Below are 13,817 nucleotides of genomic sequence, written 5' to 3'. Positions count from 1 at the left end.
TGCTCGCGATAACGGTAATGACAGTCGACGACTTTGTTGAATGTTGCGCCGTTATCGCGAGCAAGCTCGCTCCCACATTGTTTTGCGTAAGGCTTAAACATAAATATCCACAGGAGCGTGGAAATGCGTTGGGCGACTTATTTCGCCGTGTTGGCCTCTGTCCTGAGTGTCGGTCTGGCGCTGGGCGTAAGCATGCCCCTGGTGTCGCTGCGCCTGGAGGGCTGGGGTTATGGCTCGTTCGCCATCGGCGTGATGGCTGCCATGCCGGCTGTTGGCGTGCTGGTCGGGGCCAAGGTGTCGAGCCGCCTGGCGGCGCGCTTCGGCACGGCGGCGTTGATGCGCCTTTGCCTGTGGGGCGGAGCGCTGTCCATCGGGTTGTTGGCCCTGATGCCAAGCTATCCGATCTGGTTGGTGCTGCGCCTGGTGATTGGTGTAGTCCTGACCCTGGTGTTCATTCTGGGCGAGAGTTGGATCAATCAGTTGGTCATCGAACGATGGCGCGGGCGGTTGGTGGCGCTGTATGGCAGCAGTTATGCCCTGAGCCAGTTGTCCGGTCCGTTGCTGCTGGGCGCGCTGGGGACCGATCATGACTACGGCTTCTGGGTGGGCGTCGGCCTGCTGCTGGTCTCGCCCTTGCTGTTGCTCGGTCGCAGTGGCGCGCCCAGCAGCGAAGCCAGCAGTGTCACGCTCAAGGATTTGTGGGGTTTTTGTCGGGGCCTGCCGGCGATCGGCTGGGCCGTGTCGTTGTTTGCCGCTTTCGAAGCGATGATCCTGACGTTGCTGCCGGTCTATTGCTTGCGCCAGGGGTTCAGTGCCGATGTTGCGCTGGCGATGGTCAGCACGGTGGTGGTCGGCGATGCCTTGCTGCAGCTGCCCATTGGCGCCTTGGCCGATCGCCTGTCCCGCCGGTCGCTGTTTACCGGCTGCGCGGTCGCCTTGATGTTCTCGAGCCTGGCGGTGCCGCTGTTGATCGACACGCTCCTCATCTGGCCGTTGTGGGTGCTGTTTGGTGCCAGCGCGGGAGGGCTGTTCACGTTGTCGCTGATTCTGATCGGCGAGCGTTATCGCGACGATGCGCTGGTACGGGCCAATGCCCATATCGCCCAGCTGTGGGGGATTGGATGCCTGGTCGGTCCGCTGATCGCAGGCGCCGGCAGCCAGTGGGTCAGCGGGCATGCGTTGCCATTGTTCATGGCGGCAGGGGCGTTCGGATTGGTGATTCTATTGCTGCGCCAGGGCGCGTTCGGGGCGACGCAGACTGCCTGAAAGATAAAAGCGACCTGTGGCGAGGGAGCTTGCTCCCGTTCGGTTGCGCAGCAACCGCAAAAGCCGGGACCGCTTCGCCCGAGGCGTCGGACCGGTCCAGCGGGAGCAAGCTCCCTCGCCACAAAGGCGGACTACCAGAAAAGCAGAATCTCTAAAGCATCCTCTCCAATCCGATCGTCGTGGCGAACCAGGCATTGAACCGGCGCCACCAACTGCCCGGCTCACGGTCCAGGTCATGCAGCTTGCCATTGTCTTCGGTGGTCCATATCAGCTTTCCAGTGTCATCGAGGCGGGCCTGATAGCTCAGGGTTGGCGCCATGCCCTGCAACGCCAGCTCGCGCACTTGGCCGGCGAGTTCCGGGCTGTCCACCAGGACGCCGACTTCTGTGTTCCACAGCACCGAGCGCGGGTCGAAATTGAACGAGCCGATGAATGATTTCCGCTGGTCAAAAATGATCGCCTTGCTGTGCAGGCTGGAGTCCGATTCGCCGTAGGACTTGCTGTAGAACAGATGTGGGCTGCTGCCTTTGTCGCCCGGTTGTCGACGCAGCTCGAACAGGCGCACGCCGTGTTGCAACAGGGCCTTGCGATACGGCGCATAGCCGCCGTGCACTGCCGGCACGTCGGTAGCTTCCAGGGAATTGGTCAGCAGGCTCACCGACACGCCGGCATCGGCGCGGCTGGTCAGGTACACCAGGCCCGGCTGGCCGGGCACGAAATAGGCGGAGATCATGATCAGTTCGTTGCTGACCCCAGCCAGCTCCGGGCCCAGTTGGGTGGTCAGCAACAATTGCGGGTCCGGCTCATCTTTAGCCAGGACTTTACTCGGCGCGTCCCACAATGCCTGGTTCCAGGCCCAGGTCAGTTGGCTGCGCCAGGTGTCCAGGCGCGGTTGGGTCTTGTAGGCGGTCAACTGTTGGTACAACGCGTGGTTTTCCTTGTGCGTCTGCTCCAGGGACTCCTGCAGGCGCAATCGGCTATTGGCCAAGTCCCTGGCGGTAGGCCGATGGGACATGAATTGCTCGATGGGCTTGCTCAGGGCGCTGTTCCAGTACTGATCGAAGCTGTGCCCCAATTGTTCAGCCACCGGACCGACGCCGAGCAGGTCGATGTCGGTGAAGTTGAGGTTGGGTTCGGCATCGAAATACTCATCCCCCAGGTTGCGGCCTCCGACTATCGCCATGCTGTTGTCCGCCAGCCACAACTTGTTGTGCATCCTGCGATGCTGCAATGACAGGTCGAACAGGCGCCCAAGGCTACGGGTCACGCCGGTGGCGCGGCCAAGATGCAACGGGTTGAACAGGCGGATCTGGATGTTTGGGTGCGCGGCGAGCGTCGCGATGATCTGGTCCTGGCCGTCACTGGTGGTGTCATCCAGCAGGATGCGCACGCGCACGCCCCGGTCGGCGGCCTTGAGCAATTCATCCACGAGCATTCGCGTGCTGATGCCGTCGTGGACGATGTAGTACTGCAAATCCAGGCTGCTTTGGGCGTTGCGGATCAATTCGGCCCGGGCAGTAAAGGCCTCGGTGCTGTCCGACAACAGGCGAAAACCCGAGCGGCCCTCGTGAGGCGCGGCCTGTTGTGCCACTGAGCGGCCGAACGATGAGTTGGAGGCCGGTAATGCCTGGGAAGGTTCGCGGGTAACGTCAAAACTGGCGCAGCCGCTCAACAGCGAGGCGAATAACAGTAGCGCATGCAGGATCGGTCTGGATCTCACGTAGGCTTATTCCGATTGTTTGCGTGGATCGGCTGTCGGATGCTGCTTCCCGGCTTACATGTTCAGACGGCGTCGCGCCGGGTTTCGTTCAACAGCGTGGATGCTGCGGCACCCACCTTGCGCACGGCGTCTTCGATCTGTGCCGTGGGCTTGGCAGCGTAGTTCATGCGCAGACAGTTGCGGTATTTTCCTGACGCCGAAAAAATGCTGCCGACAGCGATCTGGACGCCTTGGTCATGCAGCACGCGGTTGAGCTTCAGCGTGTCGAAACCTTCGGGCAACTCGACCCAGAGCATGAAGCTGCCACGGGGGCGACTGGCGCGGGTGCCTTGGGGAAAGTACCGGCTTACCCAATCCATCATCACGTCGCGATTGCGTTGGTATTGCGTGCGCATACGGCGCAGATGGGGTTCGAAATGCCCGTTCTTGAGAAATTCCGCGATGGCGATCTGAGGCTGCGGCGCGGTAGATCCGGTGCTGATGTACTTCATGTGCAGCGCGCGCTCAAGGTACCGGCCGGGCGCAATCCAGCCGACCCGCAGGCCCGGGGCCAATGTCTTGGAGAAAGAACTGCAGAGCAGGACGCGGCCGTCTTCATCGAAGGATTTGATCGTACGTGGTCGTGGGTAGGTGTAGGCCAATTCCCCGTACACATCGTCCTCGATAATTGCCACGTCGAAACGCTGGGCCAAGGTCAGCAAGGCGCGCTTGTTGGCCTCCGGCATGATGTAGCCCAGCGGGTTGTTGCAGCTGGGCGTCAACTGTATGGCCTTGATTGGCCATTGTTCCAATGCTAGCTCCAATGCCTCCAGGCTGATCCCCGTGAGCGGGTCGGTGGGAATCTCAAGGGCTTTCATGCCCAGGCCCTTCAGCGTCTGCATGGCGCCGTGAAAGCTGGGTGAGTCCACCGCGACAATATCGCCCTGTTCGCAGGTCGCACGAATGCTGACCGACAGCGCTTCGTGACAGCCAGTGGTGATGATCAGGTCGCTGGCTGTCAGCTGGCAGCCGGAATCCAGGGATAGCCGGGCGATCTGTTCGCGCAGCTGGAGGTTGCCGTAGATGTTGTCGTAATACAGACCGGGCATGTCTTGTCGCCGGCTGATCTGCGCCAGGCTGCGCAGCAACGGTTTCATCGTGGGTGAATGGATATCCGGCATGCCTCGGCCCAGCTGTACCACGTCCTTGCGCGGTACGGCGCGGATCAGCTCCAGCACTTGGTCCCACTGGGAAATGTCCACCGGGCGCTGGGCTGGGCGGCCGATTGCCGGCAGGTCCGGCAGCTCACGACTGACCGGGACGAAATAGCCTGATTTGGGCTTCGGCGTGGCCAGCCCGTTGTCCTCCAGCACGCGGTAAGCCTGCTGGACGGTGCTCAGGCTGACGCCATGTTCCGTACTCAAGGCGCGCACCGAGGGCAGCCGGTCGCCGGGGCGATAGAAGCCCTGTTCGATGCGGGTCCCGAGCAACTCGGCGAGGTTCACGTAGAGCGTCATGGCGTATTCCCGATCAGGTGGAAGCGGTAACCGATACAGATGAGCCGCAAAATTTCAATTCAGCCGTGAAAATAGCCTATCTGTATGCATATAAAAGGTGCGGGTTGAATCTGTATCGCTTTTTGCCGTCCGCGCATCATGAAACCTCTGGCTACCCAAGTAAACAGGAGCGATCAAAATGAACGGCTTGAGCGATGTACGGCTGACGTTACACAGCCAGGAACTGGCGGCGGGGCAGGAGAAGGGGCTGCGCAGCGGGAACTTGCGCAGTGCTCCAACCGGCCTGAGTCGCTGGGGCCTGTTCTGGCATCGTTTGCATACACGCAAAGCTTTGTTGGACCTTACTACCGAACAGTTGCGCGATATCGGGCTGAGCCGGGAGCAGGCACGTGCGGAAGGCTTGAAGCCGTTCTGGCGGCTTTGAATCAATAAGAAACCTGTAGCGAGGGAGCAAGTTCCCTCGCCACGGTTACTTCAGTTCTTTCAACCGATGCCACAACATCCCCAACGCCAACAGCGGCGAGCGCAAATGCTTGCCGCCCGGGAAGGTCATATGCGGGACCCGGGCAAACAGGTCGAAACCTCCGCCCTGATGTCCGCTGATCGCCTCAGCCAACAGTTTGCCCGCCAAGTGCGTGGCGTTCACGCCATGGCCGGAATAGGCCTGGGCGTAATACACGTTCGGCTGGTCTTTCAGCCTGCCAATCTGCGGTAAGCGATTGGCGCCGATGCCAATCATCCCGCCCCACTGATAATCGATTTTCACGTCCGCCAGTTGCGGGAACACCTTGAGCATTTTCGGACGCATATAAGCGCCAATGTCCTGCGGATCACGCCCCGAATAATGACAAGCGCCGCCGAACAACAAGCGCCGATCTGCCGAGAGCCGGTAGTAATCCAACGCCACTCGCTGGTCACAGACGGCCATGTTCTGCGGCAACAGGGCTCGAGCCTGGGCTTCGGTCAGCGGCTCGGTGGCAATGATGTAGCTGCCGGCGGGCAGCACTTTTCCACTCAACTCCTGATTGAGGCCGTTGAGGTAGGCATTGCAACCCAGCACCAAAGTCTTGGCACGGACCGAGCCGTGCAAGGTGTGCACTTTTACCTGCGGACCATAGTCGATGCGGGTAACAGCCGAGGCCTCGAACAGCTGGACACCCAATTGCTGCGCCGCGGCCGCTTCGCCCAGCGCCAGGTTGAGCGGATGCAGATGCCCCGAACCCATATCGATCAGGCCGCCCACGTAGCGGTCCGAGCCCACCACACTGTGCATCTCATTGGCCTGCAGCAGCCGGGTCTCGTAGCGATAGCCCAGGCTGCGGAGCTCTTCGGCGTCTTCGGCAAAGCCCTCGAGGTCGCCGGGTTTGTTGGCGAGATCGCAATAACCCCAGGTCAGGTCGCAAGCAATCTGGAAACGCTCGACTCGCTTTCGGACGATTTCCACCGCCTCGAGCCCCATCAGTTTCATCTGACGGACGCCGTCGGTGCCGACCACAGGAGCGAACTGATCGAGGCCGTGGCCAACGCCGCGAATCAACTGGCCACCGTTGCGTCCGCTGGCGCCCCAGCCGATTTTGTGTGCTTCGAGCAGCACAACGCTCATCCCGCGCTCGGCCAGTTCGATGGCCGTGTTCAACCCGGAGAACCCGCCGCCCACCACGCAAACATCCGCGACCAACTCGCCTTGCAACGCCGGATGGTCCGGCTGCGGCAGGCTGCTGGCGGCGTAATAAGAGGCGGCGTGCGCGTGGCTCGGGACAGGTTGCTGAACACGGGCGTTCATGTGCGTAATCCTGATTTTTGTGTTTGAGAAATTTTACGGAGCATAAGCCGGGGATTCCTCCCTGGGCAACACTGGTCGGTTGGCGCTGTCTGGGCTGCGGCTTTTAAGGCAGAATCCCGGGCTGTCCCGACCCGGTGATCGCCTCGATGAGCTGCAACAGTCAAAAAATCCGCACGTTGCGTCAGCAGATTCCTACGTTTGAATGCGTACCGGGCTGCCACGACTGCTGCGGTCCGGTGACCACCTCGCCCGAGGAAATGGCCCGCCTGCCGCGTAAAAGCCGCGCCGAGCAGGACGCTGCGATGGAAGCGCTTGATTGCGTGCACCTGGGGCCGAATGGCTGCACGGTGTATGACGAGCGGCCGTTGATCTGCCGGCTGTTCGGCACCACGGCGACCTTGCCGTGCCCCAATGGGCGGCGGCCAGTGGAGCTGATCCATCCCCGTGTCGAGAAGCAGATCCATGAATACATGGCCAGCACTCGGCAGGTGTTGGTCTAACCGCCCGGGCACCGAGTCGCCGCCTTCGCGAGCAAGCTCGCTCCCACAAGGGATCTCCGTTGTTCGCAAGAAAGCGTTCGCCACCTACCTGTGTGGGAGCGAGCTTGCTCGCGATAGCGGTCTGGAGCCAGACTCAATCCGGAATCGGCAGGTTCAGGCTCTCTTTCACCTCTTCCATCACGATGTAGCTCTTGGACTCGCGCACATGGGGCAGCTTGAGCAGGATGTCGCCCAGCAGCTTGCGGTACGAGGCCATCTCGGAGATCCGTGCCTTCACCAGATAGTCGAAGTCCCCCGACACGAGGTGACATTCGAGCACATGAGGCAATTTCAGCACCGCGCGTCGGAACTCTTCGAAGGTGTCGCCGGATTTGTAGTCCAGGCTGATCTCGACGAACACCAGCAGGCTACCCTTCAAGTGTTGCGGATTGAGCCGGGCGTTGTAGCCCATGATGATGCCTTCGCGCTCCAGCCGTCGCACCCGCTCCGTGCACGGCGTGGTGGAGAGGCCGACCTTTTCGCCCAGTTCGGTGAAGGAGATTCGCCCGTCCGCCTGGAGGATGCGCAGGATGTTGCGGTCGATCTTGTCCAGCTCGCGTTTGGTCTGAGTGTTGGTACGCACAGGTGATGCGCCTCCGTGAAAAGGGTTTTTGCCGAGAATTCTCGCCAAATATAGGCATTTATATAGTGAAAAGCACTGGCTGATCTTTTTTACACTGCGCGCATCTAAGGTTTGTACAACAAACGTCAGCGGTTATCCGCGATGAGGGTTTCAACATGCGCGTTCTGGTCTTGGGTAGCGGCGTCATCGGTACCGTCAGTGCTTATTATCTGGCGCGTGCCGGGTTTGAAGTGGTGGTGGTCGACCGTCAGCCGGCGCCTGCCATGGAAACCAGTTTCGCCAACGCCGGCCAGGTATCGCCGGGCTATGCTTCGCCGTGGGCCGCGCCGGGCGTGCCGCTCAAGGCGATCAAGTGGCTGCTGCAACGCCACGCGCCGCTGGCGATCAAGGCTACTGCCAACATCGACCAATACCTGTGGATGGCGCAGATGCTGCGCAATTGCACCGCCAGCCGCTATGCGATCAACAAGGAACGCATGGTCCGGCTTTCCGAGTACAGCCGTGACTGCCTCGATGAACTGCGCGCCGAAACCGGCATTGCCTACGAAGGCCGCAGCCTGGGCACTACCCAACTGTTCCGCACCCAGGCCCAGCTCGATGGCGCGGCCAAGGACATCGCCGTTCTGAAAGAATCCGGCGTACCGTTCGAAGTCCTCGATCGCGACGGCATCGCCCGGGTCGAGCCGGCCCTGGCCAATGTCACCGATATCCTTGCCGGTGCGTTGCGCCTGCCGAATGACCAGACCGGTGACTGCCAGATGTTCACCACCCGGCTGGCGGAAATGGCCGTGAAGCTCGGCGTGCAATTTCGCTTCGACCAGAATATCGAGCGCCTGGATTTCGCCGGCGACCGCATCAATGGCGTCTGGATCGATGGCAAGCTGGAAACCGCCGACCGCTACGTCCTCGCCTTGGGCAGCTACTCGCCGCAACTGCTCAAGCCCCTCGGTATCCGCGCGCCGGTGTATCCGCTCAAGGGTTACTCCCTGACCGTGCCGATCACCAACGCGGCGATGGCGCCGACTTCGACCATCCTCGACGAAACCTACAAGGTCGCGATCACCCGGTTCGACAACCGGATTCGTGTCGGCGGCATGGCGGAAATCGCCGGTTTTGACCTTTCGTTGAATCCACGTCGACGTGAAACCCTGGAGATGATCGTCAACGACCTTTATCCTCAGGGCGGCGATTTGGCCCAGGCCAGTTTCTGGACCGGCCTGCGCCCGACCACCCCGGACGGCACACCGATCGTTGGTGCGACACCGTTCAAGAACCTGTTCCTGAACACCGGCCACGGCACCCTCGGTTGGACGATGGCCTGTGGTTCCGGTCGCCTCCTCGCGGACCTGATGGCGAAGAAAAAGCCACAGATCAGCGCCGAAGGCCTCGATATTTCCCGTTATGGCAGCAAACCCCAGGAGTCCGCGAAACATGGCAATCCAGCGCCAGCTCACCAATGACCGCATGAGTCAGGTTGTCGTGCACAACGGCACCGTTTACCTGGCAGGGCAGGTCGGCGACGACATGAGCGCCGGTATCGAACAGCAGACTCGCGAGACACTGGCCAATATCGAGCGTCTGCTCGATCTGGCTGGGACCGACAAGAGTCGCCTGCTGTCAGTGACAATTTACCTGAAGGACATCGACGCGCATTTCGCAGGCATGAATGCGGTGTGGGACAAATGGCTGCCCAAGGGCGTTGCCCCGGCCCGCGCCACGGTGGAGGCCAAATTGTGCGAACCAGAGATTCTGGTGGAGCTGTCCGTCGTCGCGGCGCTGCCCTGATCACTGTCAAAACTCTCCCTCTCCCGGCGCTGTTGTCGGCTGATGCCGTCAGCCCGCGCCGGTTTTTTTAACCATGACCGCCTAGAAGCCTGCCGCCATGCGTCCTGCCCGTGCCTTGATCGACCTCCAAGCCCTGCGTCACAATTATCAGCTAGCCCGCGAAGTCACGGGTGCCAGAGCCCTGGCGGTGATCAAGGCTGACGCTTATGGGCATGGCGCGGTGCGTTGCGCCGAGGCCTTGCAGGAAACCGCTGACGGCTTCGCGGTGGCGTGCATCGAAGAAGCCCTGGAGCTGCGGGCCGGCGGGATCCGCGGGCCAATCCTGCTGTTGGAAGGTTTCTTCGAAGCTGATGAGCTTGCGTTGATTGTCGAGCAAGACTTCTGGTGCGTGGTGCATTCGTTGTGGCAGCTCGAGGCGATCGAGCGTGCGACACTGGCCAAGCCGATCACGGTCTGGCTCAAGCTTGACTCAGGCATGCATCGGGTCGGCCTGCACCCGGACGATTTCCAGCCGGCGTATCGTCGCCTGCTGGCCAGCGGCAACGTGGCGAAGATCGTGTTGATGAGCCACTTTGCCCGCGCCGATGAATTGCACGACTCCAGCAGCCTGCACCAATTGGCGGTATTCGAGCAGGCCCGCCAGGGCCTGATGGCCGAAGTCAGCCTGCGCAACTCGCCAGCGGTGCTGGGCTGGCCGCAGATTCCCAGCGACTGGGTGCGGCCCGGCATCATGCTGTACGGCGCGACACCTTTCGAGGAAGCCAATGCCGTTGCTTCGCGCCTGCAACCGGTCATGACGCTGGAATCGAAAATCATCAGCGTGCGTGAACTTCCCGCGGGCGAGCCCGTGGGCTATGGCGCGCGCTTTGTCACGGCGCAACCGACCCGTGTCGGCGTGGTCGCCATGGGGTACGCCGACGGCTACCCGCGCCAGGCGCCCAACGGCACGCCGGTGATGGTGGACGGGCAGCGTAGCCAACTGGTCGGGCGGGTATCGATGGACATGCTGGCCGTGGATTTGACCCATATTCCCCAAGCCGGGCTTGGCTCAACGGTCGAACTCTGGGGCAGGAACGTCCTCGCCAGCGATGTGGCGCAGGCTGCCGGCACGATTCCCTACCAGATCTTCTGCAACCTGCGACGGGTGCCAAGGCTCTATTCCGAGGGCTGACACCCAGCGTGACCTACCGAAAGTCGCTTCACCGCACAGGATTCGGGCCAAGGTGTTGTAAATACTGAACGCTGTCGCCATGATAACGCTCACTTTCCACACAACCTGATTCCCTGGAGGCTCCAGCATTGGACGTCGGTGAACGACTGCAATCCATTCGTAAACTCAAAGGCCTTTCCCAGCGTGAACTCGCCAAACGCGCGGGCGTCACCAACAGCACCATTTCGATGATCGAGAAAAACAGCGTGAGCCCCTCGATCAGCTCGCTGCGCAAGGTCCTTGGCGGGATTCCCATGTCCATGGTCGAGTTTTTCTCCGAAGAAATCCTCCAGGAGAAACCGACCCAGATCGTCTACAAAGCCAACGAACTGATCGACATCTCCGATGGCGCCGTGACCATGAAACTGGTGGGCAGGGCGCATCCGAGCCGGGCGATTGCCTTCCTGAACGAAATCTATCCGCCTGGCGCCGACACCGGTGACGAGATGCTCACTCACGAAGGCGAAGAGACCGGGATCCTGGTGGAAGGGCGCCTGGAATTGGTGGTCGGCGCCGAAACCTTCGTGCTCGAGGCGGGCGACAGCTACTATTTCGAAAGCACCAAGCCCCATCGTTTTCGTAATCCGTTCGACGTGCCGGCGCGACTGATCAGCGCAGCCACACCGGCCAATTTCTAGACGAAGAGGCGCCGAGCCCGCAGGGCAAACGCGCTCGAAGGTTGGGCTGTCATGACAAACAAGACCCTTGCGACTTTGGGGTTGTTTCGGAGTGGCAGGCTTACCGCTATACTTGCGCCCGCCTGCAAACCGTGGCCGCAGGCGTGACTAGCCACCATTGAGGGTGTACGCGTGAACCTAATTATGAAAATGCTGGCTGCACCAGCAACCGTATTGGCCCTTTGGGCTGCGAGCGCTCAAGCGGCGCCGACCGATGAAATCGCCAAGCGCCTCGAACCAGTCGGCCAGGTTTGCGTCCAGGGCAAGGAATGCAAGGGTATGGAAGTGGCTGCCGCAGCGGGTGGCGCTGGCGGTGCCAAGGCGCCAAAAGACGTCATCGCCAAACATTGCAATGCTTGCCACGGTACCGGCCTGCTGGGCGCTCCGAAAATCGGTGACAAGGCTGCCTGGAAAGAACGCGCCGACCACCAGGGCGGCCTTGACGGCATCCTGGCGAAGGCCATTACCGGCATCAATTCCATGCCGCCTAAAGGCACCTGCGCCGATTGCACCGATGATGAACTCAAAGGCGCCATCAAAGAGATGTCCGGCCTGTAATACGCGTTCATCTTCCTAAAAAAAGCCGCTTACGAGCGGCTTTTTTGTGCCTGGGATTTTTTCCGGGCTGTTCATCGCAACCAAGACCCGGCAAGCTCGGTCCAACCCACATTCATGGAATGTCCCGGAGGGTCGGATGGTGCAGTTGTGTTCAATCGAACAGGCGGTGGATGACGTGCTCGAACGTCTACCCGCGCATATCCACCTCGGCATGCCCTTGGGGCTGGGCAAGCCCAACCTGTTCGCCAACGCGCTGTACCGGCGCATTGCGCAACTGCCCGAGCGACAGTTGACCATTTACACGGCGCTGAGCCTGGGTCGGCCGAGCCTGGGCGATGGATTGCGGAAGCGCTTTCTCGAGCCCTTTGTCGAACGGGTATTCGGCGATTATCCAGAACTCGATTACCTCGCCGATCTGCAGCGCGACAGCCTTCCGGCCAATATCCGCGTCCAGCAATTCTTCATGCAGCCCGGCAGTCTTCTGCACAGCACGTCGGCCCAGCAGGACTATGTCAGCAGCAACTACAGCCACGCGGCCCGCGACATCAACGCGGCGGGCCTGAATTTGATCGCGCAATTGGTGGCAAGCGACCCGGAACATCCGGATCGCTTGAGCCTGAGCTGCAACCCGGACATCACCCTGGACCTGTTGCCGATGATCGCCAAGCGGCGCGAGGCGGGTGAAACCATCCTCATGGTGGGCCAGGTCCACAGTGACTTGCCCTACATGCCCGGCGATGCGGAAATCGGCATCGATGGCTTCGACCTGTTGATCGACGAGAAGGACAGCCACACGTTGTTCTCCACGCCGAACATGCCGGTGGGTTTCCAAGACCACTTGATTGGTCTGCACGCCAGTACCCTGGTGCGCGATGGCGGTACGTTGCAGATTGGCATCGGCTCCATGGGCGATGCGTTGACGGCGGCACTGCTGGCGCGCCAGGCCGATAACGCCGGTTACCAAGCCCTGCTGACGGACGTGAACCTCAGCCAGTGGGCGCAACTGATCGAGCGCGAGGGCGGGGTCGAGCCTTTCGCCAAAGGGTTGTACGGTTGCAGTGAAATGTTCGTCAACGGTTTACTGGTGCTGGCGGAGGCCGGGATCATCCGGCGCAAGGTCTACCCCGACGAACCGACCCAGGAACGGGCCATTGCCGGAACCCTCGACGAGGCGGCGCAGCCCGACGGCATCTGCATCCACGGCGGGTTCTTCCTCGGCCCGCGCAGTTTCTACGAGCGCTTGCGCGAGTTGCCGCAGAGCCGTCTGCATGAATTCAACATGACGCGCATCAGCTACATCAACGAGCTGTACGGCCAGGAGCAACTCAAGCGCCTGCAACGGCTCGACGCTCGGTTCATCAACACAGTCTTCACCATGACCCTGATGGGCGCGGGTGTGGCGGACCAATTGGAAGATGGGCGGGTACTCAGCGGAGTAGGCGGACAGTACAACTTCGTCGCCCAGGGCCATGCGCTTGAAGGAGCGCGCTCGATCCTGCTGTTGCGCAGCTGGCGGGAATCGGGCGGGGTGGTCAGTTCGAATATCGTCTGGGAATACGGCCATTGCACGATTCCCCGGCACCTGCGGGACATCGTGGTGACCGAGTACGGCATCGCCGACCTGCGGGGCAAGACCGACGCCGCGGTGATCGAGGCACTGTTGAACATCAGCGATTCACGCTTCCAGCCCGGCCTGATCGAGCAGGCACAAAATGCCGGTAAATTACCGAAGGATTTTCGACTTGATCCACGGTTCGCCGACAACACCTCGGAGCGTCTACAGGCGATCCAGGCGCGGCATCCCAACCTTTTTCCGGAATACCCGCTGGGCTGTGATTTCGATGGGATCGAGCGGGACTTGTTACGGGCGCTGAACTGGCTGAAGAGCAAATTCAAGCTCACCGAGATCCTCGACCTGGGCAAAGCCGCCCTGGATGCGCCGGAGCCCTGGGAATATGCCGGGCATCTGGAACGGATGCAGTTGACGAGCCCGGAAGGGCTGAAGGAGGAGTTGTATCAGCGGCTGTTGCTGGCGGGGCTCAAGGCGACTGCGCAACAACAATCAACCTAGAGCCCCTGTGGGAGCGAGCTTGCTCGCGATGGCGGTCTGTCAGACACATTGTATGTAACAGATACATCGCTATCGCGAGCAAGCTGAACTGGCCTAATGATTTTGGACACCTCAATCGGGCGCTATGAT

General features: G+C 61.1%; 13 protein-coding genes. 9 read left to right on the top strand and 4 right to left on the bottom strand.

What is annotated here, in order from left to right; translation table 11 throughout:
• The first annotated feature begins 123 nt into the window (after positions 1-123).
• On the top strand, positions 124-1,266 hold the full coding sequence (locus tag FHK92_RS25370; protein WP_181290550.1) for an MFS transporter: 1,143 nt from the start codon (positions 124-126) through the stop codon (positions 1,264-1,266).
• A 151-nt stretch (positions 1,267-1,417) separates the two neighbouring features.
• Here the strand turns inward: FHK92_RS25370 and FHK92_RS25365 are convergent, their stop codons facing one another.
• The gene (locus tag FHK92_RS25365; protein ID WP_181290549.1) at positions 1,418-2,986 is read right to left on the bottom strand and encodes a phospholipase D family protein; all 1,569 of its coding nucleotides are present in this window, start codon (positions 2,984-2,986) and stop codon (positions 1,418-1,420) included.
• A 62-nt stretch (positions 2,987-3,048) separates the two neighbouring features.
• Positions 3,049-4,482 carry an aminotransferase-like domain-containing protein gene (locus tag FHK92_RS25360; RefSeq protein WP_181290548.1) on the bottom strand — a complete coding sequence of 478 codons (1,434 nt, stop codon included), beginning with the start codon at positions 4,480-4,482 and terminating at the stop codon, positions 3,049-3,051.
• A gap of 178 nt (positions 4,483-4,660) precedes the next feature.
• Between FHK92_RS25360 and FHK92_RS25355 the strand changes: the two genes are divergently transcribed.
• The gene (locus tag FHK92_RS25355; RefSeq protein WP_181290547.1) at positions 4,661-4,906 is read left to right on the top strand and encodes a DUF1127 domain-containing protein; all 246 of its coding nucleotides are present in this window, start codon (positions 4,661-4,663) and stop codon (positions 4,904-4,906) included.
• 45 nt (positions 4,907-4,951) lie between these two features.
• Here the strand turns inward: FHK92_RS25355 and FHK92_RS25350 are convergent, their stop codons facing one another.
• Positions 4,952-6,265, bottom strand: coding sequence for an NAD(P)/FAD-dependent oxidoreductase (locus FHK92_RS25350; protein WP_181290546.1), 1,314 nt, complete (start codon positions 6,263-6,265; stop codon positions 4,952-4,954).
• 146 nt (positions 6,266-6,411) lie between these two features.
• Between FHK92_RS25350 and FHK92_RS25345 the strand changes: the two genes are divergently transcribed.
• Positions 6,412-6,765 (top strand): YkgJ family cysteine cluster protein, encoded by a 354-nt coding sequence (locus tag FHK92_RS25345; protein ID WP_181290545.1) that lies wholly within the window; start codon positions 6,412-6,414, stop codon positions 6,763-6,765.
• Positions 6,766-6,898: 133 nt separating this feature from the next.
• Here FHK92_RS25345 and FHK92_RS25340 read toward each other — a convergent pair whose 3' ends face one another.
• Entirely contained in the window at positions 6,899-7,387 is a 489-nt protein-coding gene (locus FHK92_RS25340; RefSeq protein ID WP_003206849.1) for an Lrp/AsnC ligand binding domain-containing protein, read from the bottom strand.
• 155 nt (positions 7,388-7,542) lie between these two features.
• On the opposite strand from FHK92_RS25340, the gene dadA reads away from it, so the two are divergent.
• The 6 genes from dadA (at position 7,543) to FHK92_RS25310 (ending at position 13,688) form a co-directional block, all read left to right on the top strand.
• Positions 7,543-8,847, top strand: coding sequence for a D-amino acid dehydrogenase (gene dadA, locus FHK92_RS25335; RefSeq protein ID WP_181290544.1), 1,305 nt, complete (start codon positions 7,543-7,545; stop codon positions 8,845-8,847).
• Entirely contained in the window at positions 8,819-9,172 is a 354-nt protein-coding gene (locus tag FHK92_RS25330) for a RidA family protein (RefSeq protein WP_181290543.1), read from the top strand. The genes dadA and FHK92_RS25330 overlap by 29 nt, the downstream gene beginning before the upstream one ends.
• 97 nt (positions 9,173-9,269) lie before the next feature.
• Complete coding sequence (gene alr, locus FHK92_RS25325; protein WP_181290542.1) at positions 9,270-10,343, top strand: alanine racemase; 1,074 nt, start codon at positions 9,270-9,272, stop codon at positions 10,341-10,343.
• 128 nt (positions 10,344-10,471) lie between these two features.
• Positions 10,472-11,020: a cupin domain-containing protein gene (locus FHK92_RS25320; RefSeq protein WP_030138196.1), complete on the top strand. Its 549-nt coding sequence runs from the start codon at positions 10,472-10,474 to the stop codon at positions 11,018-11,020.
• A 183-nt stretch (positions 11,021-11,203) separates the two neighbouring features.
• Positions 11,204-11,617, top strand: coding sequence for a c-type cytochrome (locus FHK92_RS25315; RefSeq protein ID WP_181290616.1), 414 nt, complete (start codon positions 11,204-11,206; stop codon positions 11,615-11,617).
• A 136-nt stretch (positions 11,618-11,753) separates the two neighbouring features.
• On the top strand, positions 11,754-13,688 hold the full coding sequence (locus tag FHK92_RS25310) for an acetyl-CoA hydrolase/transferase family protein (protein ID WP_181290541.1): 1,935 nt from the start codon (positions 11,754-11,756) through the stop codon (positions 13,686-13,688).
• Positions 13,689-13,817: the final 129 nt, after the last annotated feature.

This window comes from Pseudomonas brassicacearum subsp. neoaurantiaca (assembly GCF_013608025.1).
GTDB lineage: Bacteria > Pseudomonadota > Gammaproteobacteria > Pseudomonadales > Pseudomonadaceae > Aquipseudomonas.
This window is presented reverse-complemented; position numbering and strand designations above follow the sequence as displayed.

What these genes read in the sequence shown, in the direction of transcription:
- FHK92_RS25310 (WP_181290541.1), top strand. Translation starts at nt 11,754, where the DNA reads ATGGTGCAGTTGTGTTCAATCGAACAGGCGGTGGATGACGTGCTCGAA.
- FHK92_RS25315 (WP_181290616.1), top strand. Translation starts at nt 11,204, where the DNA reads ATGAAAATGCTGGCTGCACCAGCAACCGTATTGGCCCTTTGGGCTGCG.
- dadA (WP_181290544.1), top strand. Translation starts at nt 7,543, where the DNA reads ATGCGCGTTCTGGTCTTGGGTAGCGGCGTCATCGGTACCGTCAGTGCT.
- FHK92_RS25350 (WP_181290546.1), bottom strand. Translation starts at nt 6,265, where the DNA reads ATGAACGCCCGTGTTCAGCAACCTGTCCCGAGCCACGCGCACGCCGCC.
- alr (WP_181290542.1), top strand. Translation starts at nt 9,270, where the DNA reads ATGCGTCCTGCCCGTGCCTTGATCGACCTCCAAGCCCTGCGTCACAAT.
- FHK92_RS25345 (WP_181290545.1), top strand. Translation starts at nt 6,412, where the DNA reads ATGAGCTGCAACAGTCAAAAAATCCGCACGTTGCGTCAGCAGATTCCT.
- FHK92_RS25355 (WP_181290547.1), top strand. Translation starts at nt 4,661, where the DNA reads ATGAACGGCTTGAGCGATGTACGGCTGACGTTACACAGCCAGGAACTG.
- FHK92_RS25360 (WP_181290548.1), bottom strand. Translation starts at nt 4,482, where the DNA reads ATGACGCTCTACGTGAACCTCGCCGAGTTGCTCGGGACCCGCATCGAA.
- FHK92_RS25370 (WP_181290550.1), top strand. Translation starts at nt 124, where the DNA reads ATGCGTTGGGCGACTTATTTCGCCGTGTTGGCCTCTGTCCTGAGTGTC.
- FHK92_RS25330 (WP_181290543.1), top strand. Translation starts at nt 8,819, where the DNA reads ATGGCAATCCAGCGCCAGCTCACCAATGACCGCATGAGTCAGGTTGTC.